Consider the following 24423-nt stretch of genomic DNA (forward strand, 5'->3'; position numbering starts at 1 on the left):
CTGGTCGGTCTGGTCAATGCCTTCGGTGCCATCTACCTGCCCCAGTATTACAACGTTCTGCCCGCTGCGCTGATGGTCATTGCCATGGCGATCAACCCGCAGGGCCTGTTCACCAAGAAGGAGGCGCGCTGAGATGCTGAAAAGCTGGAAAAAGATCCCGCAGGTCAAGCGCCACCTGATCGTTGGTGTGGCAATCTGCCTGATTATGTTGGTCTACTCGTTCTTCGCAGCGGACTCCGTGCTGGACTTCATGAGCCGTACCGTGATTATGATGCTCTTCGCCTCGGCGCTGAACATCATCCTCGGTTTCGGCGGTCTGCGTCCCCTCGGTATGGCTACCTACTTCGGCATGGGTTCCTACTCCTACGTCATTTTGGTGGTCCGCCTCGGCTGGGCCAAACCGCTGGCCATTGTGGGCGCCATGGTCCTGTCCATGGTCATCTCGCTGGGCGTTAATGTATTGTGCCTGCGGGCCAACGATGACTTGGCCTTCGCCTTCATGAGCATGGGCATCAACACCCTGCTGTTCACCATGGTGTACAAGATCCCCTATGTGGGTTCCGATACCGGTCTGACCGGTAACGTCCGTCTGGACTTTGCCGGCAGCGCCAGCGGCAACTTCTATCTGAGCTTTGTGGTCAGTGTGATTTGCATCGTGCTCATCTACCTGTTCTACCACAGCCCCTTTGCAACCGTCCTCAAGGGCAGCCGCGACAATCTGGAACGTCTGACCTTCGTTGGCATGAACACCCAGAACGTTCGTCTGTTTGCCTGCATGGTGTCCAGCTTCTTTGTTACCGTTGCCGGTATCCTCTACGCCATGCGCAACATGGGTGCGTTCCCGGTCATGTTCTCCACCAACACCTCCACCGAAGGTCTGGTCATGTGCCTGATCGGCGGCATGCAGAGCTTCTTCGGTCCCATTCTGGGTGCGGTCATCGTGACCTTTATCTCCACGCAGGTTTCCATCCTGACCAACTACTACCAGTTCATTCTGGGCGCGCTCATCGTCTTCTGTGTGCTGTTCCTGCAGAATGGCTTGCTGCGTGACGATACCACCCGTGATCTGGGCGAGATCCCCACCAAAAAGGAGAGTGCCAACAAATGAGTGAACCGATTCTGAAGGTTGAGCACCTCAACCGTTATTTCGGCGCGCTGCACGCCACGAAGGACGTCTCCTTCGAGGTGCCGGAAGGTCAGGTCCGCGCCATCATCGGCCCCAACGGTGCCGGCAAATCCACCCTGATGGACTTGATCACCAACCGTACCACCCCCTCCAGCGGCAAGGTCATCTTCCGCGGCGAGGACATTGCCGGTCTGGCGCCCAACAAGATCGTACACAAAGGCATGACGAAATGCTTCCAGATCTCCAAGCTGTTCAACAATCTGACCGTGTACGAGAATGTGCAGATCGCCCGCATCGAGATGAACAAAAAGACCTTCAACATTCTGCCGGTGCGGGATTCCTACCTGAAAAAGGAAGTCCAGACCTACCTGAGCTTGGTAGGCTTGGAGGATAAGATGAACGATGTGGCCGCCTATCTTTCCTACGGTGACCAGCGTCGTCTGGACATTGCCATTGCACTGGCCATGGACCCCAAACTGCTGATTCTGGACGAGCCCGCCGCCGGTGTGGCCCGTGAGGAAGCCTACACCCTGATGCAGTTGATCCGGGATCTAGCCCATGAACGCAACATGACGATCATCTTCATTGAACACGACATGGAGATCGTCTTTAACTACGCCGATGTGATCTCGGTACTGCGGGACGGCGAGATGATCGCCACCGGTACGCCGGACGAGATCAAGCAAAATACCTACGTGCAGCAGGCGTATCTGGGAGGTGACGTGTCGTGATTCTGGAACTGAAAGGCGTACAAGCCTATTATGACAAAAGCCATATTCTGAATGGCGTGGATCTCGGCGTCGAGGAAGGTACCTCGGTGTGTTTGCTGGGCCGCAACGGCGTAGGCAAATCCACCACGATGAAGACCATCATGGGCATGCTCAACCCGAAAGAGCACTGCAAGACCGAAGGTTCCATCACCTTCAACGGCAAGCAGTTGGTGGGTATGCAGAGCCATGCCATTGCTCGGCTGGGCATTGCCTACGTGCCGCAGGGCCGTCACATCTTCCCCACACTGACCACCGAGGAAAATCTTCGCGTGGCGGCGCGCAAGGGCGTGGACGGCAGCGAAAAATGGAATCTGGACAGTGTCTATAAGTTCTTCCCCCGTCTGCAGGAACGCAAGGATTCCAAAGGCGACAAGCTGTCCGGCGGTGAAAAGCAGATGCTGGCCGTAGCCCGCGGCCTGATGCAGAACCCCAAGATGATGCTGTTGGACGAAATCACCGAAGGTCTGGCCCCCATCATCGTGGATCAGTTGGCCGACATGGTGACCAATCTGCTGGCAGAGGGCGTGACCATCCTGATTGCTGAGCAGAACGTGAAGTTTGCCACCAAAGTCAGCAGCGACTGCTATATTCTGGAGCGCGGCACGGTCGTGCATCATCAGGCCACGCAGGAACTCTCGGAAGAAACCCGAAAGAAGTATCTCGGCCTGTGACCTTTGCACTGCGGGCGCGGCTGGGCGCTTGGCAGGAACGCTGGATAGAGAAAAATCCGAGCTTTTATCGCCAAGTGGTACTGGTGGGGCTGCCGGTGGCCTTTCAACAGGCCATCAACATCGGCGTCAACCTGATGGACACCGTTATGGTCGGTGCGCTGGGGGAAAACGCACTCTCGGCTTCCTCGTTGGCCAACCAGTACTATTATCTGTACTACATCCTCTGTCTGGGGATCTCTGGCGGGGCCTGTGTGCTCAGCGCCCAGTATTGTGGCGCGGGCAACAAGGCTATGGTCCGGCAGGTGTGGCGGCTTTCCATGTACATTGCGGGCGGTTCCGCCATCCTGTTTGCGGTGGTTACCGGAACCTTGCCCCATGCCATCATGGGGGTCTACACCACCCAACCGGAAATGATCGAGCTGGGCAGCCAGTACCTGCGGGTAACGGCGTGGATCTTCTTCTTCCACGGCACCAGCCTGATCATGGTCAATCTGCTGCGCACCGTGGGGGTCCTCTATCTGGGGCTGATCGTTTCCAGCCTGTCCTTTTTTACCAATATCTTTTTCAACTACGTTTTCATCTTCGGCAAGTTCGGCGCGCCCCGGTTGGGCATTGCCGGCGCGGCCGTAGGGACCCTGATCAGCCGCGGGTTGGAATTTGCCATCACCTTCGGGTATCTGTTGGGGGTCCAAAAGTATATCGCGTTCCGTCCCAAGGATTTTGCGGGAAAGCTGGACCCCGCCATGATGCGCAGCTTTCTTACCACCGGTATGCCGCCCATCATCAGCGACGGTATGTACACGGTGGGGGACAACATCCTCAGCGTTATTTTGGGCCATATGGGGGCCGCTGTGGTCAGCGGTCAGGCCATCACCTTGGCTACCATGCGGTTTTGTACCGCCTTTTTGATGGGGCTGAGCAACGCCTCCTCGGTGATGATCGGGCAGGCGGTGGGCCGCGGCGAGCAGGCCGCCGTCCAACGGCAAAGCCGGACCTTCTTTCTGCTCTCGGTCGTCGGTGGTTTGGCGGGCGGTGTGCTGATCGAACTGGCCAGCCCCTTTGTGGTTGGGCTGTATGACCTTTCCCCCGAGGCGATGGACGCCACCATGCAAATGATGCATGCCATGAGTCTGCTCATGGTGTTTCAGGCGGCCCAGTCCGTCATGAGCAAGGGCGTGCTGCGGGGCGGCGGTGATACCCGCTTCCTGATGGCAGCCGACCTGATCTTCATGTGGGGGCTCAACATCCCGTTGGGGTATCTGGCGGGCCTGCACTGGGGATGGGCACCTTTTTGGGTGTTTATCTGCCTCAAGCTGGATACCATCTGCAAGACCTTCCTGTGTCTGTGGCGGATGGTGTGCAGCCACTGGATCCGGGACGTGAACCAAACCATTTGAAGGGGTTAACCAATGAAGGAGGTGACGGACTGTGTCCGCACAACATACCATCCGCGAACTGTTGGAAAAAGGGGAGTTTGTATGGGCTCCCTGCATCTATGACTGCCTTTCGGCCCGCTGTGCCGAACTGGTAGGTCACAACGCGGTACTTATCAGCAGCTGCGAATTGGAATACGCCATGAACGGTATCCCTGCCGGTATGTACAACTGGGAGGAATACATCTACGCCACCGAGCGCATCTGCAATTCCACCAAATTGCCGGTAATCGTGGACGGCGAAAACGGCGGCGGTACACCGATGCAGGTCTACCGCAACTGCAAACGGCTGGCCGAGGTGGGTGCCATGGCCATCTCCATCGAAGATACCATGAGCGGCGCCTTTGCCACCGGATACACCTACGCCAGCGGCTACGGCTATATGGACGCTGAGCGGTGGGCTGCCAACGTCCATGCGGCGGTGGAGGCCGTGAAGGGCACTGACTGCATGATCATTGCCCGTACCGACTGTAAGGGCGGGGGAGCCCCCCAAACCGGTGCCATTGCCAATTTTGGCGGCATGGGGTTGGAGGAAGCGATTCGCCGGGCCGAGATGGGCTATCAGGCCGGGGCAGAGATCACGATGATCCAGAACATCTGCCATGCGGACTGTGAAGCGGAATGCCGCGAGATCAGCCGCCGCCTTTCGGCGCCGGGCCGGTATCTGTTCTATCCGGACGTACATGCCACCGACGGCAAACCGGACGCTACGCTGGAACAAATGCAGGAATGGGGCTTCCATTTGGTCAGCAACCATGTGGCCATGAAAGGCGCTGCCCGGGGCATGCTGGAGTTTTTCCGTGAGAACTTCCGCAACAAAAACACCGTTTACAGCGAAAATCATGAGATCGATCCCTCTGGCGAATATGGCATTGGACATGAATTCCACCTGTTCAAATTCGAGGATTACATCGCACTGGACAAAAAATATCGCGCCTATGAATCCGAGCTGCGGGAAAAGACGCCCACCTAAACGACATTCGGTTTGATTCTCCTTATAAAGCCCGGCCGGGTGAAAAATTTTGCCCGACCGGGATGTTTGTGTTTGAAACGGTAAACGTTTTTAGCGGAAGTGTCGAAATATTAAAAACACGAAAGAGGTTTTGTTGCAAACTTTTCCAAAAAGTGGTATATACAATACGGAAAAGTGCGATTTTATGGCAATAGGGTGCAACAAGGGGCCGTGAGAACAAAGTTATGACGATTTACGACATTGCAAAATTGGCTGGCGTATCTGCTAGTTCGGTCTCCCGTGTGGTCAACGGAAAGCCCGGGGTAAACCGGGTGACCCGAGAAAAAATTCAAAAACTGTTGCAGGAACACAACTATGTTCCCGATACCAACGCGCGCAATCTGGTGATGCAATCCACCAAGACCATCGGCATTTTGACCGATGACATTGATACACTGCATCAGGTGGAAGGCGCCCATCGCGTGGAATACGAGCTGATGCGCAACGGGTACTATTGTTTCAGCAAATACATCGGCCGGGGTTCCGACGCGGTGGAAAACGGTATGATGGATATGGCCCGCCACCGGGTGGAGGGCGTAGTCTGTATGGGGGATGCTTTCCGCGATGTGGAGGCTGTCACGCAGGCGGTAAAGCGTCATCTGCCCGAAACGCCGGTGGTCATGGTCCACAACACGATGACCTTTTCGCTGCCCAACATCTATTCCGTTGGTGCCGACGAGAAGGAAGGCATCGAAAGTTGTGTGGATTATCTGGCCCAACGCGGCCGCCGGAACCTGATTTTGGTGATCAATAAGGGGCGAATCAGCGGGCCGCTGATTCGGTCCAGCTTCGAGGGGGCCATCAAAAAGGGGGAACCGCGGCTGCGGGGCACGGTGTATACCGGCATCCCCGACCGGGTGGAAGAAGGGGAGCATCTTGCCTACCATCTGCTACGGGAGCATCCCGAGGTGGACGGCATCATCTGTGCCACCGACCTAATCGCCATCGGCCTGCTGAACATCCTGAAGGAGAAGGGCGTCGCGGTGCCCCAGCAGATCGCACTGATCGGCGAGCACAACTCGGCTTTTTGCGAAACCTGCCGCCCGCGGCTGACTTCGCTGGATGCCATGATCACCATGTCCAGTATTATGGGCGCTCGGACGCTGTTGGATGTATTGGACGGCCGGGAACCCAGCCACCATGTGACGCTGCGCATGACCATTGTGGAACGCGGCACCACCTAAAGCCGGGCAGACAACCAAAGACAAAACAGGAGCTTCTTCCCTTGGGGAAGAAGCTCCTGTTTTTTATAGAAGGAGGAATGCTCAACTATATTGCTGTACAATGGCCTCCATGTCGGCCCAGCAGTTTTCCATGTCCTGCACCAGCTTGAACTGGGTGCGGGCACGGTCCAAGTTCTGCCCCGGCCGGGTGGTGTGGAAGTAGTGGTCGCCCTCCAGATAGTCGGTCAGGAAGCGGATGCCGCATTCCAGCGTCATCAGCTTGGCGCCCCAGGGCAGGGTGGCCTTTTCCAGCGGGGTAAAGGCATCCCCGGCAGCTTGCAGGTAGCCTTTGGTGTAGATCTCGAACAGATCGATGGCAAAGTTCACCTTGGACAGATCGGGCTCGTCCTCGGCGCTGTGGTTGGCGCCGAACCGGATGGAATCGCCAAAGTCGTTGGCGGCCAGTCCCGGCATGACGGTGTCCAGATCGATGACGCAGAGCCCTTCACCGGTTGCCTTGTCAAACAAAATGTTGTTCAGCTTGGTGTCGTTGTGGGTTACCCGCAACGGCAGCTTGCCGGCGGCCAGCAGATCGGTCATGTAGGCGCAATCCGCTTTGCGGGCCCGCACAAAGGCGATCTCGTCGGCTACGTCCTTGGCACGGCCCAGCGCATCAGCGGCCAGCGCCTTTTCAAAGTTCTCGAAACGGCGGGGCGTGTCGTGGAAGTGGGGGATGGTTTCGTGCAGGGTGGCGGCAGGGTAGTTGGCCAACTGTTTCTGGAAGTTGCCGAAAGCCACCGCGCTCTGGTAAAAATCTTCCGGGGTCTGGACCTGCTGCAGGCAGACGGTGTCCTCCACAAAGGCATAGACGCGCCAGCAGCCGTCCTGTGCATCCCGGTAGTAGGGCTTGCCCTCCTTCGTCGGGATGACCTGCAGGGTCACCCGGCTGGGGTCGGCGCCTCGTTCCATGGCCTGCCGGCGCAGATACTCGGTAACGCCGCAGATATTCTCCATCAAGCCATCCGGGTCGGTGAAGGTGGCAGTGTTAATCTTTTGCAGGATATACCGGCGGCTGTCCCCGTCGGGCAACTGCACGTAGATGCAGTGGGTGGCGTTGATGTGTCCCTCTCCGTAGGGCAGGGCACCGGCCACCGTGCCGCCCCAGTCCCAGGCAGCCAGCACATCGGGGTGTTCAAAACGGTTCTCCATGGTAAATCCCCCTTAAATCTCGTACCAGCGGATCTCGTTGGCGTCCAGATGCAGCGTGAAGCTGGACCCATCGCCCCGGTAGACCGTGGTATCCTGCGGCTCATAGGTGTTGTTGACCACACAGTATTTGCCGTTCTTCACGTAGGCATGTACTTCCACATTGTAGTTGTCGCTGAACCAAGTGTGCAGTTCATCCTCGGCATGGGCCGCCCACAGGATGGCACGGTAGAGTACCCGGTTGTTCACAAAGCTGTAAGGCAGACCGCTGAGGTAGACGCCGCGGCCTTCGCCGTAGTCGTGGGCGGCCATCTGTACTTCCTTATCCCGCTGGATCAGGATGTCGGTGCCCTCGAAGGCGTAGATGCTCTTCTTGCCTTCGCCGAAGTCCACGTCGTGGTTGGGGCAGTCGGCCAGAATAAAGTGGTCCCGATGCTCTTCCCAGTTGTACTTGTCGTAGTTCAGGGTAAAGCCGGTTTCTTTCTCCACGCCCAGCGGCGCCGCCAACTGCAGATACCGTCCCTGATACTGGTGGCCGCCCGGCTCGCCTACGCCGATCAGGCCGCCGCCCCGGTAGACAAAGCCCTTGACGGCAGCGGCGATCTCGGGATCTTCCCAGACTTTGCCGCCGGTGTGGGCGGTGTCGCCGTCGCCCACGTTGATGAGCACGTCGATGGAATCCAGCACATGGGGATCCGCCTTGATGTCGTCAAAGCTGAGGAATTTCACATCAAAGGGGGCGCCGGACAACGCCTCGATAACGCCGGCATAGCTGTAATTCTGCTTCTGGTACAGCGCATGGTGGACCATATGGCAGCCCCAAGCCCGCATCTTGCCCCAACTGTTCAGCACAGCCACGGTCTTGACGCAGTAGGGGGTGGTGCCTTTGATATTGCCGTACAGTTCCCGGAACTCGTTGCAGACGCTCTCCACATAGTCGAGGAACTCGGGGAACTCGCAGGCCAGTTTCAGGTAGCCGCCGTAACCGATGCGGTCGATGGGGCTGCGCAGAATGGCACGACGGGCGGTGACCCAGTTCTCCTTGGCTTCCCGGACGGGATCGCCGCCCTCGTGGAAGGTGTCGGGGAAGAAATAGGGCAAGAAGCGGCCCTCGGTGTATTTGACGCCCTTGATGTCAGAGATTAACCGCAGGGTGGAACCATTGCCCACGCTGCCCACCACGGCGTCCACACCAGCGTTCTGGAACTCCGGCATGAAAGGCTCGGTGCCGATCCAGTGGTCGCCCAGGAACATCATGGCTTCCTTGCCGTACTCGTGGGTGATGTCGGTCATCTCCCGCACCAGCTTGGCCACTTCCCGGCGCTGGAAGGCCTGAAAATCCTTGTACTCCTTGCTGGGCACCCGGTACTGGTTGTTGTAGTAGCCTTGGTCGATGATGAACTCGGGGCGGAACTTGTAGCCCACCTCTTCCTCAAACTGCTGGAGGATGTAGGGGGACACGCTGGCGGAGTAGCCATACCAGTCCACATACTTTTCCCGCTTCAGCTCATCGAACATGAGGGTGAACTGATGGAAGAAGGTGGTGTAGCGGATGACGTTCACATAGGGGTGGGTCTCGATGAATTTGCGCAGCCGTTCCATCGAATACTTGTGGGTCTTGGGCTGACGCACGTCGAAGGTGATCTGATGCTCGAAGTCCTTCCAGTCGTTGACCACGGCATTGTACATATGTACCGGGTCCCAGATCAGGTACGCCAAGAAGCTGACGGTGTACTCGTGGTAGGGGGCCGGCTCGTCAATGACCACACAGCCGGAGGCTTCCTCATAGCGCCAAGCAGCGGGGGCGAGGGGCTGGCCGGTGGTGCGGTCCACCACTTCCCACCAGCGGGTGATGTCGTCCCGGGTGTTGGGCTGCATCAGCTCGGGGCTGATGCCCTTCATCAGGGGGATGGACAAGGGACCCTCGGAGGCGGTGTAGAAAGCCGTCATGATGTAGCACTGCTGTACTTCATCGGGGTTGGCCTTGGCCCAAGCGTTGTCCTTGCGGGTGGTGTAGTAGGTGGCGTAGACCTTGGCGCCGGTGTCTTTCAGCTCCTGCGGAAAGTCGGTGCCGTCACAGTCACGGATGGCGTCGGCGCCCCAGCGCGCCAGCAGTTCTTTGGTCTGGGGGATCACGTCAATATCGGTGGGAATGGTGACGCGACCGCGGGGTTTGGAATCATGCATACAATGATTCCCCCTTTCTTATTTCTTTCCCTTTTTACCGTCCTCAAACGGCTTATTATAGATGGCCAGTGCAACCAGCAGCAGGGCGACGCCCACTACCATGATGCCCAGCCCGGCCAGCTCGCCGGTCATGGTCCAGCCGGCGATGATCATAACCAGCGCCAGCACAAAGCACACTGCGATCAGCAGGATGCGCAGGGTAGGATGCTCTTTCCAAAATGCCATAGGATCACCTTAGCCTTTCAGGCCGCCCACGGTCATGCCTTGGGTCAGCTGTTTCTGGACGCAGATATACAGGATGAGGGTGGGCAGCATGACCAGCACCAGACCGGCATACATGGTGCCGTACTGGGCGGCGCTCTGCTGGGCCTGCATCAAGTTCAGCAGACCGACCGGCAGGGTGCGGGGGGCGCTGGTGGAGCTCATCAAGGTCATCGAGATGATGTACTCGTTCCAGAAGGAGAGGAAGTTGAAGAGGATGATGGTGATGATGCTGGGCTTCGCCATGGGGAAGATGATCCGCACCATGGTGGTGCCGTACCCGGCGCCGTCGATGTAGGCGGCTTCCTCATAGTCGTGGGCCAGCGTGGCAAAGTAGCCCGACAGCAGATAGATGGTGAAGGGCAGTGCGGTGGCGGCGTAAACCACGGCCAGCACAAAGAGGTTGTTGAGCAAAAAGCTCGTGCCGGTCAGGTTCTTCAGCCAGTTGTCACCGTCCCGCAGCATCAGGAAGATGGGCACGACGATGTAGTTCACGTTGATGAACAGGCCCGCCATGAAGAGGGTGTGCAGCAGTTTCTGGCCCATGAATTTAAAGCGAGCTAGACAGTAGGCGGCGGGCAGGGCAATCACCAGCAGCAAGGCCAGCGCCAGCGCCGTGACGATCACCGAGTTGAGCATGTAGGAACCCATCTTGGCGCCGTTCCATGCTTCCACAAAGTTTTGCCAGTAGAAGCCGGCGGGCAGCGCCCAGGGGTTGCCGTAAAATTCCGAGTTTTGTTTGATAGAGGCCATAAAGACCCATGCCACCGGCACCAAAATGCTGATGGCCAGCAGGGCCAACACCAGATAGATGAAGGCCATATACAGCCGTTCGCCCGAACGGGAGGAAGTTTTTTCTTGCATGGATGCCCCTCCTTAAAATTCCAGCGGTTCGCGGTCGGTGGCCTTGTTGACCACAGCGGACAGCGCGAAGGAGAACAGGAAGATCACGACGCCGATGGCCATGCTGTAACCGTACAGACCGGCGTCTTTCTGGCTGTACATGTAGTTCAGCGCCACGTCGGAAGCACCGTTGGGGCCGCCGCTGGTCATGGCCTTGACGAACAGGAACGCCATGTTGATGGTGGAGATGATGAAGAAGGTCAGGGTGGTGCGGATGTTGGTCCAGATCAGCGGAATGGTGATCTGGAAGAACTGGGTCACCCGGCCGGCGCCGTCCAGATTGGCGCTCTCATAAAGGCTTTCCGGTACGGCGGACATAGACGCCATGTACATGACCATGTAGTAGCCGATAGCCTGCCAGACCATGGCGATGATCAGCGAGGGGATAACCAGCGTTTCGCCCTTCCACAGAATGGGATCGGTCATGGTGGTGAACAGTCCGATGATGCTGTTGAGCATACCGTTTTCCGGCTTATAGATGGCCGAGAAGATACCGGCGATAACGACAACAGACAGGATGTTGGGGATGTAGAACACCACCCGGAAGAAGTTCTGGCCCTTGACCTTTTCCCGCGTGAGGATGGCCGCAAAGACCAGTGCGAAACCGAAGGTGATGATGGTGACGACCACCACCAGCAGGATCATATTCTGCATGGACCGGATGAACTGGGTGTCCTTGAAGAGCTGCTGGAAGTTGGCCAGTCCCACGAAGGTCTCGTTGGGAGAGTAGGCGCCACGCTCAAACAGCGACATGCGGAAGACGTTGAGGGTGGGCACGATCATAAAGATAAAGAACAGAATGGTGGCCGGTGCCAGACAGAGCACCAAAAACCGGCTGCGGCCTTTGTTTTTGTTCATAAGAACAACCGCTCCTTTCACAGTACGAAAAAGGCGAGGGCGCGAACGCGCCCTCGCTGCTTGCGGAAATTACTCGATGATGTTGGCACGCATCTGATCGCTGGCGGACTTGACGCCGTCGATCCACTGCTGTTCGGTCATAGAACCGGAAACCAGAGAGTTGACGGGATCAAAGAAGGCAGTGCGGACTTCCACGCCGGGGATGGCGGTGAAGGCGGCAAAGTTGCCCATAGCGGCTTTGGCGCCGTTGTCGTAGATGGAGTAGAAGAGCTTGTTGTCGCCTTCCAGCGTGTCGGCGATGCCCAGCACAGGCTGGATGGCGCCGGACTCGGCAAAGATCTGGCAGGCGGTGTCGCTGTACAGGAACGCGATGAACTGCTTAGCAGCATCCTGATGCTCGGCGCCGGCAGGAATCCAGCACTGCTCGAACCAGGTGTAGCTGTAACGGTCGCCGTCAGCGGTCACGGCGGGCAGGGCGGTCATGCCCCACTCAAAGCCGTCGGCGCGGGGCGCTTCGGCCATTTCGCCCACGATCCAGGTGCCGTTGGGCATGAAGATCGCCTTGTTGTCCAGCACCAGCTGCTGGTTCTGGGTGAAGTCCTGATCGTTGGCCTGCGCGGGGGTAATGGGGTTGGTGTACTTGGCCAGCTTGGCAACGATGTCAAAGCAGGTCTGTGCCTCGGGGGTATCCCAGATGCCTTCCTCGTAGTGGGTGGCCTTCTCGAAGAACTCGGGGCCGCCTGCGGAGTACATCAGCGCGTAGAAGAACGCGTCAAAGTAACCGGTGGTGGGGTAGGTGAAGAGGTAGATGCCCTCAGCCAGAGCCTTGTCGCCCAGTTCCCACATTTCGTCCCAAGTGGTGGGCACTTCCCAGCCCTTTTCCTTCAGCAGACCGGCGTTGTAGAACAGGCCGCAGGGGCTGTAGAACATGGGCGCCAGATAGGTCTTGCCGTCGTTGTAGGGATTGGTCAGGGAAGTCTCGGTGAAGCCGCCGGCGATCTTGTCGCTGACCTTCACATCCTCGCCGGGAACCGTCATGCTCAGCACGTCGGTGATGTCGGCGATCAGGTTGCCTTTGATGAACTGCTCGGTCAGGCCTGCCTCACGGCCGGTGGCCAAATGTACCACGTCGGGGTAATCGCCGCCCTGCATCGAGGGGCCGATCACATCTTCCAGATTCTTGTCGGTGGTCAGTTCCACTTGAATGCCGGTCTGCTCGGTGAAAGCATCGGCAACTTTCTGCCACATTTCGGTACCGTAAGCGGTTTCGATAGCGGCGACTTTGATGGTGGTGGACTCGGCGGCAGCGCCCTCGCTTGTTGCCGCAGAGCTGTCGGCGGCGGCAGAGCTGGAGCTTGCCCCGCCACAAGCGGCGAGCGACAACGCCATGCTGGCTGCCAAGGCCAGAGAAATGACTTTCTTCATACGGTTGTTCCTCCTTCTCATGAAGCGGATCGGAGCCGTCCCGCAAGGGGCGGGACCTCCTGTTGACATCTTTATGATACTTGTTTGGACCCGCCCTTCACAAGGGAGTTGTTGAGTAGAAATTTATACATCTTGCTCTTTGCGCCGCGCAAAATCGCATGAATGACAAGATTTAGAAAATACTGACCAAACCAGCCGCGGTTTTCTTAGCTAGTTTGACGAAAAGGCGGAAAAATCGGATTTTTTACGATTTTTCGATTTTTCTAAAAACCGTCGAAAAAAGGCGAAGGAGTGCTTGCCAAATGGACAAGGGGTCGGTATAATAGGGGCAAGAACAAGAAATGCAAAAAAATCTGTGCGACATTTATTCTTTTTGCTCCTCTTTTTATGGATCTTGAACCGGCAGGGAGGCACCGCAATGAACACTCGGTACGATCTTGACATGGAAGTTCCGCCGCGGGAGGCTGTACGCCTTTTGTATATCAGTAAGAGCCGGTTTGGCGGGGACTGGCATTCGGTGCCCCACACCCACGCCTGCAGCGAGATGTTCTATTGCATCAGCGGCCGGGGACAGTTTAACATTGAGGGCACGCTGCACAGCGTGGAGCCGGATGACCTGATCATCGTCAATCCCCGGGTGCAGCATACCGAGCTGAGCTATCAAGCCAGCCCGCTGGAGTATGTGGTGCTGGGCATCGAAGGGGTGGAGTTCCTCTTTGACCAGAAAAATCTGGGCTATACCATGCTCAAATGTCACGACATGCGGGAAGACCTGCTCTATATGATCCGGCTGCTGCTGCGGGAGATGGACAACAAAGAGGACGGCTGCGAGATGATCTGTCAGGACATCTTGGAAGTGCTGCTCGTTAAATTGGTGCGTCGGGCGTCGGTGTCGCTGCGCATCACCAAAGCGCCCTCGAAAAATAAGGAGTGCGCGGCGGCCAAGCGGTATTTGGATGAAAATTTCCGGGAAAGCATCTCGCTGGATCAGTTGGCTGCCGTCACCCATATCAACAAATACTATCTGGCCCATGCCTTCCAGAAAGAATACAACATTTCGCCCATCAACTATCTGCTGCGCCGCCGCATTACCGAGAGCAAGGCCCTGCTGGCCAGCACCGATCACAGCCTGACCCAAATCAGCGAGCTGGTGGGATTCAGTTCCCCCAGCTATTTCTCCCAGAGCTTTCGGCGTCTGGAGGGGATGAGCCCTATCGAATACCGGCGTACCGTCCAAAAAAATCAAGAGGACCGCAATCTGTGATAAGCAGTCCTGCAAAAAGCCCCCGGCGGATTTTCCCGCCGGGGGCTTTGTTGTTCAAATCAGGATTGAGCGGCCTGCCGCAGGGTTTCCAAAAGGGCGGGCAGGGCAGCCACGGCTTCGGGACCGCCGAAGTTGACCAGCGCCCGCAGCGGCATGGCATCCAGCATTTGGGCCATCGCCTCGGGGGGCATCAGACCGTCCCCGCCGCCGTTGGCCAATGCCTGCTGGTGCTGGGCCAGCATCTGCTGTACGGGGGCGGCGGTGCGGGCATCCGCCAGCAGCACCCCTAACGGGGTGTTTTCATCCACGGTCAGGGGCAGATGACGGTCGCTCTGGTAGTGCAGCGGCACCGTCATGCGAATGTCCCGGCTGGAACGTCCCAGCCGCAGCTCATACCGGCCGGGGGCAGCATACCAATCGTGAAGCTCGGCGCTGTACCGGCTCAGGTCCCGGGCGGTGAGGGTGAATCGCACCTCGCATTCCTGCCCCGGGTCCAGCAGTACTTTCTGGAAGCCCCGCAGCGCCTGCGGCACGCGGCCGCCGGGTACCGGTGTGCCGGTGGCATCACTGACATAGAGCTGTACCACCTCGGCACCCCGCAGGGCGCCGCTGTTGCGGATACGCAGCCGCAGGGTCACGCTGCCGTCCTCGGTGAGGGTGTCGCTGTCCAGCACCGCGTCCCGGTAGACAAACCCGGTGTAGCTCAGGCCATGACCGAAAGGCCAGCGCACCGGCATGCGGCGTCCGTCATACCAGCGGTACCCCACATAGACCCCCTCCCGGTAGTCGGCGGTCAAACCGTCCCCGGGATAGTCCAGATAACAGGGGGTATCTTCCAGCCGCAGGGGCCAGGTCTCGGGCAGATGCCCAGAGGGATTGGCTTCACCCCACAGCAGGGCATCGGTGGCTTCTCCGATGCCTTCTCCGGCCAGATACAGGCAAAGCACCGCCGATACATCCCCCGCCCAGGGGCATTCCACCGGCGCGCCGGTATGCAGCACGACCACGGTGTTTTTCTGTACGGCGGCCACCCGGGCGATCAGATTGTTCTGGCAGTCCGGCAGCCGCATGTGGCGGCGGTCGGCGCCCTCGCTCTCAAAAATTTCCGGCAATCCGGCAAAGATCACCGCCACGTCGGCTTCTTCGGCGGCGGTCACCGCCTGCAGGAAGGCGTGCTCGTCCCGCTGATCCCGGTCGGCGGGGAAGCCTTCCACATAGACGATGTCCCGCCCGTTGCGGCGGGCGGCCTCCCGGGCACCGATGGCGGCGTGGGTGTTCACATGGCTGGAGCCGCCGCCCTGATACCGGGGCGTGTCGGCAAAGGCACCGATGTAAGCGACCTTTTGCCCCGTATGCAGGGGCAGTGCCCCCAGATTTTGCAGCAGCACGGCGCTTTCCTGCGCCAGTTCCACCGCCAGCGCATGGTCGGCGGTACGGTCAAATACGGCCGGCTGCTGGGCCAAATCGGCGGCCCGCAGCACGATGTTCAAAATGCGGGTCACCGCTTTGTCCAACACCGCTTCGTCCAAAGCGCCGCTGCGCACGGCCTCCACCAGTTTGGCGTCGTTGACCCCGCCCGAACCCGGCATTTCCAGATCCAATCCGGCGGCCACGCCCCGGACCCGGTCGTTCACGGCGCCCCAGTCCGACATGGTAAAGCCGTGAAAGCCCCATTGCTCCCGCAAAATTTCGTTCAGCAGCAGGGCGTTCTCACTGGCATAGACGCCGTTGACCCGGTTGTAGCTGCACATCACGCTCCAAGGCTGGGCTTCCCGAACCGCTGCCTCAAAGGCAGGCAGGTAAATTTCATGGAGAGTGCGCTCATCCAGACGGCTGTCTGCCGTCATGCGGCGGGTTTCCTGACTGTTGGCGGCAAAATGCTTGGGGCAAGCCCCCACGCCTTCGCTCTGGATCCCCTCGATCAACCCGGCGGCCAGTTCCCCGGCCAAGAAGGGATCCTCGCTGTAATATTCAAAATTTCGGCCGCACAAGGGGCTGCGCTTGATGTTGATGGCAGGTCCCAGCACAACGCCCACCCCGGAGGCCCGGGCTTCCCGGCCCAGTGCCGCGCCCATCCGGCGGGTCAGGGTGGGGTCAAAGCTGGCAGCCGCTGCGCATCCAGCGGGAAAACACACCGCCTCGATGCTGTCGTTGGGGTTTTGGCTGCCGGGCTTTTGGGTACGCAGACCGTGGGGCCCGTCGGAGAGCATCAGGGCCGGGATGCCCAGACGCTCCACCGCTTTGGTGTGCCAGAAGTCCGCACCGGAGCACAGCCCGGCTTTTTCTTCCAAAGTGAGGGAACGCACCAGTTCTTCTACGGTGGCGGTCATAGCTCGTTGACTCCTTTTTGACATTTTGTCCGATTTTGGTATATTATACCACGCTTGCTGTGCTAAAATAAAGGAAATTGTGTAAATTTACCGTGGGATTTGTTACAAGTAGGATACAATCCGGGTATATCCTAGAGCTGAGATAGAAAGGAAGCTATGGCATGACCCATGTTTTGATCGTTGAGGATGAACATTTGATCGCCCGGCTCATCGAGATGAGCCTGACCCGGGCGGGGTATGACTGCACGGTGGCGGGGGATGGCCGCACCGCCGCCGACCTGATCGAAAAGACGGACTACGATTTGGCCTTGCTGGACATCATGCTGCCCGGGCTGGATGGTTACGAACTGTTGGAATACCTGCGCCCGCAGGGGGTGCCGGTGATCTTCATTACCGCCAAGGGCACCGTGAAGGAACGGGTCGAAGGGCTGCGCCGGGGCGCCGACGACTATATCGTGAAACCCTTCGTCATCGAGGAACTGCTGGCCCGGGTAGAATCGGTGCTGCGGCGGGCCGGGCGCGGCAACGTGATGCAGGCCTTTGACGTGGTGCTGGACGCCGGGGAACACACCGTGACCCAGAACGGCGAGCCGGTGGACCTGACGCCCAACGAGTTTTTGCTGCTGGAACAGCTTATGCGCAACCGGGGCGCAGCCCTCTACCGGGATACCTTGTATGAGCGGGTCTGGGGCGGCGATATGGCCGAAACCGACACCCGCACGCTGGACCTGCACATTATGCGATTGCGGCGCAAGCTGCATTGGTATGACCATATCGAAACCGTCTACCGCATCGGCTACCGTTTGAAAAAGGAGTAACCCCATGCGCTACGCACAAAAAATGATCTGCCTGCTGCTGCTGGTACTCAGTGCGTCCTTCGGTGTGGGCGGGTGCTACTTGCTGTACAGTGACTTCGGCGTACAGCTCGCCCGGATCAACACGGCCAACGCCGTGGCCCATTCCCAGACCTGCACACTGCTTCAGACCGAAATCATCGACCGCCAGCGTCGGGGCGAAACCTTGGACGCAGCGACGCTGGGCAGTCTGTTGGAAAAGCAGCAGGTATCCGCTGCGCTGTGGAAGGGCGGCGACCTGCTGGAAAGCACGCTGGCTGTGCCGCTGGATGTCCCGCTGGACAACGGCACGATGCGCACGGTGTCGGCGGACGGGGCAGTGTTCTCTTTGTACGGCAGCGACCTGCAGGGGGACCTGCATCTGGTCAGCGCCTTTGATCTGACCCAGATCTACCGGGACCGGGATGCCAGCCTCCGGCGATTCCTTGCGCTGGAAGCGGTGGTGTTGGCGGCGGGGGCTGCGGTGTTGGCTGCGCTGGCCCGGCAGATGACCCGGCCGCTGCGGGTACTCACCGCTACCAGTGCCCAGATCGCCGGCGGGGACTATGCCCGCCGCACCGGATTGCACACCGGCGACGAACTGGAACAGGTCAGTGCCAGCTTTGATAAGATGGCCGACGCGGTGCAGGAAAAGATCGCCGCGCTGGAAGAGGACGTGCAGAAGCGGGAGGATTTCATGGGGGCTTTCACCCATGAACTGAAAACCCCCATGACGAGCATCATCGGCTATGCCGATGTGCTGCGCAGCCTGCAGACCGACCCCGACGAACAGCGGGAAGCGGCGGGAGCAATCTATCACGAGAGCCGCCGTCTGGAAGCGCTGAGCCAAAAGCTATTGGCGCTGCTGGCGCTGGGGGAAGAAACACTGGAACTTACCGACGTGGATTTGGCTTCGCTGTGGCCCCGCCTGCGGGAAGCCTGCCCGCAGGCTACCTTGCAAATCCCTGAGGGGAGCTGGATCGTGCGAGGGGATGCCGACCTGCTGCTGGATCTTTTGTGCAATCTGGTCCAGAATGCGGTCAAAGCCGGTGCGCCGGGGTCACCCATCGCGGTGCATTGCTGGGAAGACGGCGCGCAGGTGTATTTGGCGGTGGAGGACCACGGCTGCGGCATCCCGGCGGAAGAAATTGCCCGGGTGACCGAGCCGTTTTACATGGTGGATAAATCCCGTGCCCGCAAACAGGGCGGCAGCGGGCTGGGGCTGGCGCTCTGCAAACGGATCGCAGCGGCCCACGGCAGCGCGCTGGACATCCAAAGCGCACCGGGGCAGGGGACCACGGTGCGGGTGATCTTGCAAAAAGGAGGGGATGGGGTATGAGTCTGTGGCAGCATCCCAAAGCCATGGCGGCGCTGTGCGCCGCTGCCGTTATGACCTGTGCGGCGGCTCCGGCCATCTTCCTCACGGCGGTGGACATGAGTTCCATCGGCCACAGCGAGGTCGTGCAGGACGCCTACACCGCGCCGGTCCCCAGCGGAGAGGACTATTACATTCTGCGCCAACTCAAGGCACAGGCCCAGCAACAGCAGAGCTTTGCCTCGGTGGAGCTGCCGCCGGACCAGTCGGCCCCCGACCTAAAAATGTACATTGGGGCCCAAAGCGGTCTGGAGCCCATGAGCAATGGGTACGAGTACCGGGAAACGGTGGCCACTGCCCTGCAAAATCTGGCGAATAGCGGCGTGCTGGACCAGATGTGGGTGGCTTGGGCCACCGACTGGGAGCGGGATGCCGGTAGCTGGTACGAGAGCTACAACGGTGGCTATTATGACCTAAGCATTCCCTACTGCGCCACCGACAGTCTGGGCTTTGCGACGATCAAGCGGTTCGGTTTGGAGCAAGGGGCGCTGTATACGGCGTTCAGCCTGACGATGGATACCCGCACTGGTGTGGTGACCCAGCTGTGGATGTCGGTCCCCCGGGAGGGAGATACCGCCCCTGCTGCCCCTGACGAGAATGGTCTGCGCGCCTTTGCCACGCTGACAGGGCTGGACGCACTGGGGGACTGGGAGGTGCCGGAAAACTCCCCCTATGGCTGTGCCCTTTACAGCCAAAACGGCGAGGCACTGATCTCCGCCGCAGTGAATGCCTACGATTACACCAGTTGGGTGGAAAACACCACGGTGACCCAGCCCCGCTGGTTTTTGAGTTTGAGTTTACAGCCCTGCACGGAAGAGGAGTTGCCGGTGCTGCTGCCCTGATAACCCCGAACAGAAGGAGAATTGTGATGAAGCGTTTGCTCTCTTTGGGCCTGACCGGCCTGTTGGCACTGGGCTTAACGGCCTGCGGCGAATCTGCCGCGGCGCCTTCGGTGCCGCAAGCCACCCAAACCCCCGAGACTGCTCCCGCCGAAGCGGCGCCGGCATCGGCAGCGTTTTTTTCGCTGGGCAGCGGCGACACAGCGGATTTCAACACGGGGGATGCCTGCTATTCCCTGCAGGCTTATCTGGGGTATGTGCTGATCATGAAAACCGACTATGCCACCGCTACCCGGCAGGTGCTTTGCAGCGTGACGGGCTGCCCCCATGATTCGGAAGCCTGCCCGGCCTGGTTGCCGGGGCGTGGCCAATCTGTGCAGCTCTTTGCGGTGGGGGATACCGTCTATGCCTACCACGGCGTGCCGACGATGCGCTATCAGGGCAGCTGGGAGGATTACTATGCCGAGATCGTGGCGCCCCATCTGGCCCAGCCGTCCGAGGCGCTGGCCGGCATGACCGAAGAGGAAATCCTGACCTTCTACCGGAACCGGTATGCGGAGGCCTCCGCCCCGGCGGGACTCTATGTCATCGAGGGGGACGGGGCTTCCCGGCGCAATATTCAGGCGTCGCAGGACCTGACCAATGTGACGGTGGGGTGGTGCGACGGAACGGCTCTGTACGGCTACGCCCTGTCGGAACCTGCGGTGAGCAACTCCACCGGTTACCGCATCTCGCTGGCGGATGGGGCGGTCACGACCTTTGCCCTACAGCAGCAGGAACAGATTCTCGGGGCGCAGGGGCACAACCTGCTGACCTCCCGCACCGTCACCACGGCGCCGCTGCCCGACTACAACGCCGAAGGCTGGGATGCCTATGACGCCGTGCTGCAGACCGCCACGGTGGAGTATGACTGGCTGGACCCGGCGACCGGGGCCCGCACCAAGGTGCTGGAGACGCCCCACGACCGCACCAACTTCGGCACGGAGGCCTTTCACGGCTTGTGCAACGGCAAACTCTATTTTGATGATGCCACGCCACTGGAAGAGGGCGGCAGCCAGCGGGACGCCCTCTGTGTGCTGGATGCCGCTACCGGGGAGTGGCAGGACCTGCTGCGGCCCATCCCCGATCCCTCCATGCATATGCCCCGGGTGACCGTGGCGGGGCTGCCGGACATCGCGGCCCAGCAGGGGCGGTATCTCTGGATCACCGGTTCCGACAATGTGAACGGAGAAAATCGGGCCTGGGTGCTGGATACCCAGACCGGGACCCTGACGGCGGTGGAGCAGACGATGGAAGAATTCATGCTGCCGAACTACGCCGTACAGTTGATGGCCCAGACCGATGACGGGCGGTTTTTGCTGGAAACCGGCGAGGGGGAGGATGGCCCCCGCTTTGCCCTGATAGACATTGACGCCTTTTTGCAGGGCAGCACCGACTATACGCCCGTTGCGGCGTCCTGATGCAGAAAACGGAGGTGTACGGTATGAAACGACTTCTTTCTCTCGTCCTGATGGCAGTGCTGGCGGCGGGCTTGGCTGGCTGCGGCGGGCAGCCCCGGACCGACGGCACCCCCGAAACGGTCGCGACGCCCCAGCCGGTCGGGACCGCCGAGAACGCGGCGACCCCGGTGGCCGGGGACTTCTACGCCATCAGTTCGATGATCGGTGTGGACACGCTGTTCAATGCCGGTGACCGGTTCTATGAACTGCGGCCCCGCAGTGGATACTGTCTGCTGTACCGGATCGACTGCGACACCGCCACCCGGGGCGTGCTCTGCAATCTGCCGGGCTGTACCCACGATTCCGCTGGCTGCCCGGCCTGGCTGCCGGGGCAGATTTGGGATTACACCACCTTTGCCACAGAAGATACTGTCTATGTCTACAAAGCCCGCTCGGAGGAGGAGGTCACAGACTGGGACAGCTACTATCAGCAGAACGTGGCGCCCTACCTGAACGACGAAGATATGCTGCAGGGCCGTACGCCGCAGGAATTTGAAACCTACTATCGCAACTGGTTCGATCAGCTCCGCCAGCCCGCCTGCCTGTATGCAGTGGCGCGGGACGGCAGTGCCCGGCGGCGCATCGACCTGTCGGAAAATCTGGAACGGAACACCTTGCTGTCCTGGTGTGACGGCGCGGCGCTCTACGGCTGCCCGCCCCTCACCGCTTGGGATGCCCCGATGCAGGGATACCGGGTGGACCTGACCACCGGACAGGTGATGACCTTTGATTTGCTGCCCGGGGAGTCCATTCTGGCCGCCGGGGGGCGGCGGCTGCTGACGGCCCGGATGGTGTCGGAAGTGCCTTTCCCCGACCAGCAGACCGAGTGGGAGGCCTGTCAGGCCATCCTGCAAAATGCTACCGAGGAATGTGTCTGGCTGGACCCGGCCACCGGCCAGCGGGAAAAACTGCTGGAACTGCCGGGCAGTCTGATCACCCAGGGCGGGAATTTCTGCGGCATCGCGGGCGAGCAGCTCTACTTTTTCGAGCGGCAGATGCAGTCCGAAGGCGCCGTCCCCACGGCGATTCTCGCCTTCGACACGGCTACCGGACAGCAGCAGGACCTGCTGCGCCCCCTGCCCCGGGAAAGTATCTGGCTGAATGACCCCACCGTGGTGGGATTGCCGGATATTGCCGAGCAGGAGGGGCGGTACCTGTGGTTTGTATACAGCGGCGCCAACGGTTCCCAGCATATGCAGATTCTGGACCGCACTTCCGGCACGATGTATGACCCGCCTTTGACAACCCAGCAGGTCCAGTTCCAGCAGAGCAAGGGACGCCTGCCCCTCACCGATGACGGGCGGTTCCTGCTCTGTGCGGAGCAGGAGAGCGGCGCATTTTATGACTATAAATACGCCCTGATCGACGCCGAAGCTTTCTTGCAGGGCAGCACCGACTACACGCTGGTGACGACACAAGAAGAGTGAGGCGTGCGCTGTGTGCATACAACTGGCGTCCTGCAACAAACAAAATTTCTGAAAATATATGCAAAAAACTTGAAAAATTGCGTATATGGTGCTACCATAGGAGCGGTGTTAGAAATTTATATAAAGGAGAGTGTCCCCATGTCGATCAAAAATGAGTACCTGAAGAGCATCTACGACGGTCTGGTTCAGCGCAACCCTGAGCAGAAAGAGTTTCTGCAGGCGGCCGAGGAAGTCCTCGAGAGCTTGGAGCCGGTCATTGCCGCTCATCCCGAGTACGAGAAGGCCGGTCTGATCGAGCGTATGGTCGAGCCGGAGCGCGTTGTGATGTTCCGCGTGCCCTGGGTCGATGACAACGGCAAGGTGCAGGTCAACCGCGGTTACCGTGTGCAGTTCAACTCTGCCATTGGCCCCTACAAAGGCGGTCTGCGCTTCCACCCCAGCGTCAACCTGTCCATCATCAAGTTCTTGGGCTTTGAGCAGTGCTTCAAGAACAGCCTGACCGGCCTGCCCATGGGCGGCGGCAAGGGCGGTTCTGACTTTGACCCCCACGGCAAGTCTGATGCCGAAGTCATGCGTTTCTGCCAGAGCTTCATGACCGAGCTGTACCGTCACATCGGCCCCGATACCGACGTGCCCGCCGGCGACATCGGCGTGGGCGGTCGCGAAGTGGGCTACCTGTTTGGCCAGTACAAGCGCATCTGCAATGAATTTACCGGCGTGCTCACCGGCAAGGGCATTCCCTTCGGTGGTTCTCTCGCCCGTACCGAAGCCACCGGCTACGGCCTGTGCTACTTCGCCGACGAGATGCTCAAAGCCAACGGCAAGAGCTTCGAGGGCGCCAAGGTCGTGATCTCCGGTTCCGGCAACGTGGCCATCTACGCCAACCAGAAGGCTACCCAGCTGGGCGGCAAGGTTATCGCCATGAGCGACTCCAACGGCTACATTGTGGACGAGAACGGCATCGACTACAAGGTCATGAAGGAGATCAAGGAAGTCAAGCGTGCCCGCATCAAGACCTATCTGGACTACGTGCCCACCGCCAAGTATGTGGAGGGCAGTCAGGGCATCTGGACCGTTCCTTGCGACATCGCGCTGCCCTGCGCCACCCAGAACGAGCTGCCGCTGGAAGGCGCCAAGGCGCTGGTTGCCAATGGCTGCTATGCGGTAGCCGAAGGTGCCAACATGCCTTCTACCCCGGAGGCCATCGCCTACCTGCAGGCCAACAACGTGCTGTTTGCGCCCGCTAAGGCGTCCAACGCCGGCGGCGTAGCTACCTCCGGTCTGGAGATGAGCCAGAACTCCCTGCGTCTGGGCTGGACCTTCGAGGAAGTTGACGAGCGTCTGCACAGCATCATGGTCAACATCTACAAGGCTGCTGCCGATGCTGCCGAGGAATACGGCTGCAAGGGCAATCTGGTGGCCGGCGCCAACATCGCAGGTTTCCTGAAGATCGCTTCCGCCATGATGAGCCAGGGCGTTGTCTGATCCTTGCGTATCTGTCTGCAAAAAGTATACGAAAAGGCGTCTGCCGTAAGGCAGGCGCCTTTTTTGTAAGTGTGTGGGCCGTCTTTCGACTTTGACGGCTGGCGGAGCGGAAGCCCAGCGGAGGAACGGGGCGGAAACTGGCCGCCGATTTTGGGAGGAAACCCTTGTTTTCCTTTGTATAATTCAGGTATGCTGACCGCAGCAAAGAAAGGCCGCCCTTTGTCAGACCGACGGCAAAGAATAGAGAGCGATAGAGCACCGGGGCCGAAAGAGGCGGTGCTTTTGTACAGGAGTGTATCATGCGAAACCGTTGCTGTAACACAATCTTGCGCATTGCGTTAAAAAAAGCCTGTGGC

Annotated in this window: 20 protein-coding genes; 13 read left to right on the forward strand and 7 right to left on the reverse strand. The window is 59.5% G+C overall.

From position 1 onward, the window contains the following. The first annotated feature begins 133 nt into the window (after positions 1 to 133). The 6 genes from Q0526_RS15130 (at position 134) to Q0526_RS15155 (ending at position 6196) form a co-directional block, all read left to right on the forward strand. The gene (locus Q0526_RS15130; RefSeq protein WP_298735355.1) at positions 134 to 1108 is read left to right on the forward strand and encodes a branched-chain amino acid ABC transporter permease; all 975 of its coding nucleotides are present in this window, start codon (positions 134 to 136) and stop codon (positions 1106 to 1108) included. Continuing rightward, on the forward strand, positions 1105 to 1857 hold the full coding sequence (locus tag Q0526_RS15135; RefSeq protein WP_298735358.1) for an ABC transporter ATP-binding protein: 753 nt from the start codon (positions 1105 to 1107) through the stop codon (positions 1855 to 1857). The genes Q0526_RS15130 and Q0526_RS15135 overlap by 4 nt, the downstream gene beginning before the upstream one ends. Beyond that, a complete protein-coding gene (locus Q0526_RS15140) occupies positions 1854 to 2567 on the forward strand; it encodes an ABC transporter ATP-binding protein (RefSeq protein ID WP_298735361.1) in 714 nt (237 codons plus the stop codon). The genes Q0526_RS15135 and Q0526_RS15140 overlap by 4 nt, the downstream gene beginning before the upstream one ends. Then, entirely contained in the window at positions 2564 to 3964 is a 1401-nt protein-coding gene (locus Q0526_RS15145) for an MATE family efflux transporter (RefSeq protein ID WP_298735364.1), read from the forward strand. Before Q0526_RS15140 ends, Q0526_RS15145 begins: the two co-directional genes overlap by 4 nt. Positions 3965 to 3995: 31 nt before the next feature. Beyond that, positions 3996 to 4973 carry an isocitrate lyase/PEP mutase family protein gene (locus tag Q0526_RS15150; protein WP_298735367.1) on the forward strand — a complete coding sequence of 326 codons (978 nt, stop codon included), beginning with the start codon at positions 3996 to 3998 and terminating at the stop codon, positions 4971 to 4973. 224 nt (positions 4974 to 5197) lie between these two features. Next, on the forward strand, positions 5198 to 6196 hold the full coding sequence (locus Q0526_RS15155) for a LacI family DNA-binding transcriptional regulator (RefSeq protein WP_298735369.1): 999 nt from the start codon (positions 5198 to 5200) through the stop codon (positions 6194 to 6196). Positions 6197 to 6277: 81 nt separating this feature from the next. Here the strand turns inward: Q0526_RS15155 and Q0526_RS15160 are convergent, their stop codons facing one another. The 6 genes from Q0526_RS15160 to Q0526_RS15185 form a co-directional block, all read right to left on the reverse strand. Then, complete coding sequence (locus Q0526_RS15160; protein ID WP_298735371.1) at positions 6278 to 7384, reverse strand: aminoglycoside phosphotransferase family protein; 1107 nt, start codon at positions 7382 to 7384, stop codon at positions 6278 to 6280. A gap of 12 nt (positions 7385 to 7396) precedes the next feature. After that, a complete protein-coding gene (gene gnpA / locus Q0526_RS15165) occupies positions 7397 to 9568 on the reverse strand; it encodes a 1,3-beta-galactosyl-N-acetylhexosamine phosphorylase (RefSeq protein WP_298735372.1) in 2172 nt (723 codons plus the stop codon). Between the two features lie 18 nt (positions 9569 to 9586). After that, complete coding sequence (locus tag Q0526_RS15170) at positions 9587 to 9793, reverse strand: hypothetical protein (protein WP_298735375.1); 207 nt, start codon at positions 9791 to 9793, stop codon at positions 9587 to 9589. A 9-nt stretch (positions 9794 to 9802) separates the two neighbouring features. Next, on the reverse strand, positions 9803 to 10693 hold the full coding sequence (locus Q0526_RS15175) for a carbohydrate ABC transporter permease (protein WP_298735377.1): 891 nt from the start codon (positions 10691 to 10693) through the stop codon (positions 9803 to 9805). A 12-nt stretch (positions 10694 to 10705) separates the two neighbouring features. Next, positions 10706 to 11590, reverse strand: a complete 885-nt coding sequence (locus Q0526_RS15180) for a sugar ABC transporter permease (RefSeq protein WP_298735378.1) — start codon at positions 11588 to 11590, stop codon at positions 10706 to 10708. 69 nt (positions 11591 to 11659) lie between these two features. Next, a complete protein-coding gene (locus Q0526_RS15185) occupies positions 11660 to 13015 on the reverse strand; it encodes a carbohydrate ABC transporter substrate-binding protein (RefSeq protein ID WP_298735381.1) in 1356 nt (451 codons plus the stop codon). 418 nt (positions 13016 to 13433) lie between these two features. On the opposite strand from Q0526_RS15185, the gene Q0526_RS15190 reads away from it, so the two are divergent. After that, the gene (locus Q0526_RS15190; RefSeq protein WP_298735384.1) at positions 13434 to 14279 is read left to right on the forward strand and encodes an AraC family transcriptional regulator; all 846 of its coding nucleotides are present in this window, start codon (positions 13434 to 13436) and stop codon (positions 14277 to 14279) included. Positions 14280 to 14338: 59 nt separating this feature from the next. Here the strand turns inward: Q0526_RS15190 and Q0526_RS15195 are convergent, their stop codons facing one another. Beyond that, positions 14339 to 16609, reverse strand: a complete 2271-nt coding sequence (locus Q0526_RS15195) for a glycoside hydrolase family 3 C-terminal domain-containing protein (protein ID WP_298735387.1) — start codon at positions 16607 to 16609, stop codon at positions 14339 to 14341. A gap of 161 nt (positions 16610 to 16770) precedes the next feature. Here Q0526_RS15195 and Q0526_RS15200 point away from each other — a divergent pair, with 161 nt between their 5' ends. The 6 genes from Q0526_RS15200 to gdhA all read left to right on the forward strand — a co-directional run bounded on the left by Q0526_RS15200 (position 16771) and on the right by gdhA (position 24067). Further along, positions 16771 to 17427 carry a response regulator transcription factor gene (locus Q0526_RS15200; RefSeq protein ID WP_298735390.1) on the forward strand — a complete coding sequence of 219 codons (657 nt, stop codon included), beginning with the start codon at positions 16771 to 16773 and terminating at the stop codon, positions 17425 to 17427. Between the two features lie 4 nt (positions 17428 to 17431). Next, positions 17432 to 18781, forward strand: coding sequence for a HAMP domain-containing sensor histidine kinase (locus Q0526_RS15205; protein ID WP_298735392.1), 1350 nt, complete (start codon positions 17432 to 17434; stop codon positions 18779 to 18781). After that, entirely contained in the window at positions 18778 to 19659 is an 882-nt protein-coding gene (locus Q0526_RS15210; RefSeq protein ID WP_298735395.1) for a hypothetical protein, read from the forward strand. Before Q0526_RS15205 ends, Q0526_RS15210 begins: the two co-directional genes overlap by 4 nt. 26 nt (positions 19660 to 19685) lie before the next feature. Then, complete coding sequence (locus tag Q0526_RS15215; RefSeq protein ID WP_298735397.1) at positions 19686 to 21116, forward strand: hypothetical protein; 1431 nt, start codon at positions 19686 to 19688, stop codon at positions 21114 to 21116. Positions 21117 to 21139: 23 nt separating this feature from the next. Next, positions 21140 to 22582, forward strand: a complete 1443-nt coding sequence (locus Q0526_RS15220) for a hypothetical protein (RefSeq protein WP_298735399.1) — start codon at positions 21140 to 21142, stop codon at positions 22580 to 22582. Positions 22583 to 22720: 138 nt separating this feature from the next. Next, the gene (gdhA, locus tag Q0526_RS15225; protein WP_298735401.1) at positions 22721 to 24067 is read left to right on the forward strand and encodes an NADP-specific glutamate dehydrogenase; all 1347 of its coding nucleotides are present in this window, start codon (positions 22721 to 22723) and stop codon (positions 24065 to 24067) included. Positions 24068 to 24423: the final 356 nt, after the last annotated feature.

The organism is uncultured Subdoligranulum sp. (assembly GCF_937890665.1).

What these genes read in the sequence shown, in the direction of transcription:
- Q0526_RS15130 (WP_298735355.1), top strand. Translation starts at nt 134, where the DNA reads ATGCTGAAAAGCTGGAAAAAGATCCCGCAGGTCAAGCGCCACCTGATC.
- Q0526_RS15135 (WP_298735358.1), top strand. Translation starts at nt 1,105, where the DNA reads ATGAGTGAACCGATTCTGAAGGTTGAGCACCTCAACCGTTATTTCGGC.
- Q0526_RS15155 (WP_298735369.1), top strand. Translation starts at nt 5,198, where the DNA reads ATGACGATTTACGACATTGCAAAATTGGCTGGCGTATCTGCTAGTTCG.
- Q0526_RS15160 (WP_298735371.1), bottom strand. Translation starts at nt 7,384, where the DNA reads ATGGAGAACCGTTTTGAACACCCCGATGTGCTGGCTGCCTGGGACTGG.
- gnpA (WP_298735372.1), bottom strand. Translation starts at nt 9,568, where the DNA reads ATGCATGATTCCAAACCCCGCGGTCGCGTCACCATTCCCACCGATATT.
- Q0526_RS15170 (WP_298735375.1), bottom strand. Translation starts at nt 9,793, where the DNA reads ATGGCATTTTGGAAAGAGCATCCTACCCTGCGCATCCTGCTGATCGCA.
- Q0526_RS15175 (WP_298735377.1), bottom strand. Translation starts at nt 10,693, where the DNA reads ATGCAAGAAAAAACTTCCTCCCGTTCGGGCGAACGGCTGTATATGGCC.
- Q0526_RS15180 (WP_298735378.1), bottom strand. Translation starts at nt 11,590, where the DNA reads ATGAACAAAAACAAAGGCCGCAGCCGGTTTTTGGTGCTCTGTCTGGCA.
- Q0526_RS15185 (WP_298735381.1), bottom strand. Translation starts at nt 13,015, where the DNA reads ATGAAGAAAGTCATTTCTCTGGCCTTGGCAGCCAGCATGGCGTTGTCG.
- Q0526_RS15190 (WP_298735384.1), top strand. Translation starts at nt 13,434, where the DNA reads ATGAACACTCGGTACGATCTTGACATGGAAGTTCCGCCGCGGGAGGCT.
- Q0526_RS15195 (WP_298735387.1), bottom strand. Translation starts at nt 16,609, where the DNA reads ATGACCGCCACCGTAGAAGAACTGGTGCGTTCCCTCACTTTGGAAGAA.
- Q0526_RS15200 (WP_298735390.1), top strand. Translation starts at nt 16,771, where the DNA reads ATGACCCATGTTTTGATCGTTGAGGATGAACATTTGATCGCCCGGCTC.
- Q0526_RS15205 (WP_298735392.1), top strand. Translation starts at nt 17,432, where the DNA reads ATGCGCTACGCACAAAAAATGATCTGCCTGCTGCTGCTGGTACTCAGT.
- Q0526_RS15210 (WP_298735395.1), top strand. Translation starts at nt 18,778, where the DNA reads ATGAGTCTGTGGCAGCATCCCAAAGCCATGGCGGCGCTGTGCGCCGCT.
- Q0526_RS15215 (WP_298735397.1), top strand. Translation starts at nt 19,686, where the DNA reads ATGAAGCGTTTGCTCTCTTTGGGCCTGACCGGCCTGTTGGCACTGGGC.
- Q0526_RS15220 (WP_298735399.1), top strand. Translation starts at nt 21,140, where the DNA reads ATGAAACGACTTCTTTCTCTCGTCCTGATGGCAGTGCTGGCGGCGGGC.
- gdhA (WP_298735401.1), top strand. Translation starts at nt 22,721, where the DNA reads ATGTCGATCAAAAATGAGTACCTGAAGAGCATCTACGACGGTCTGGTT.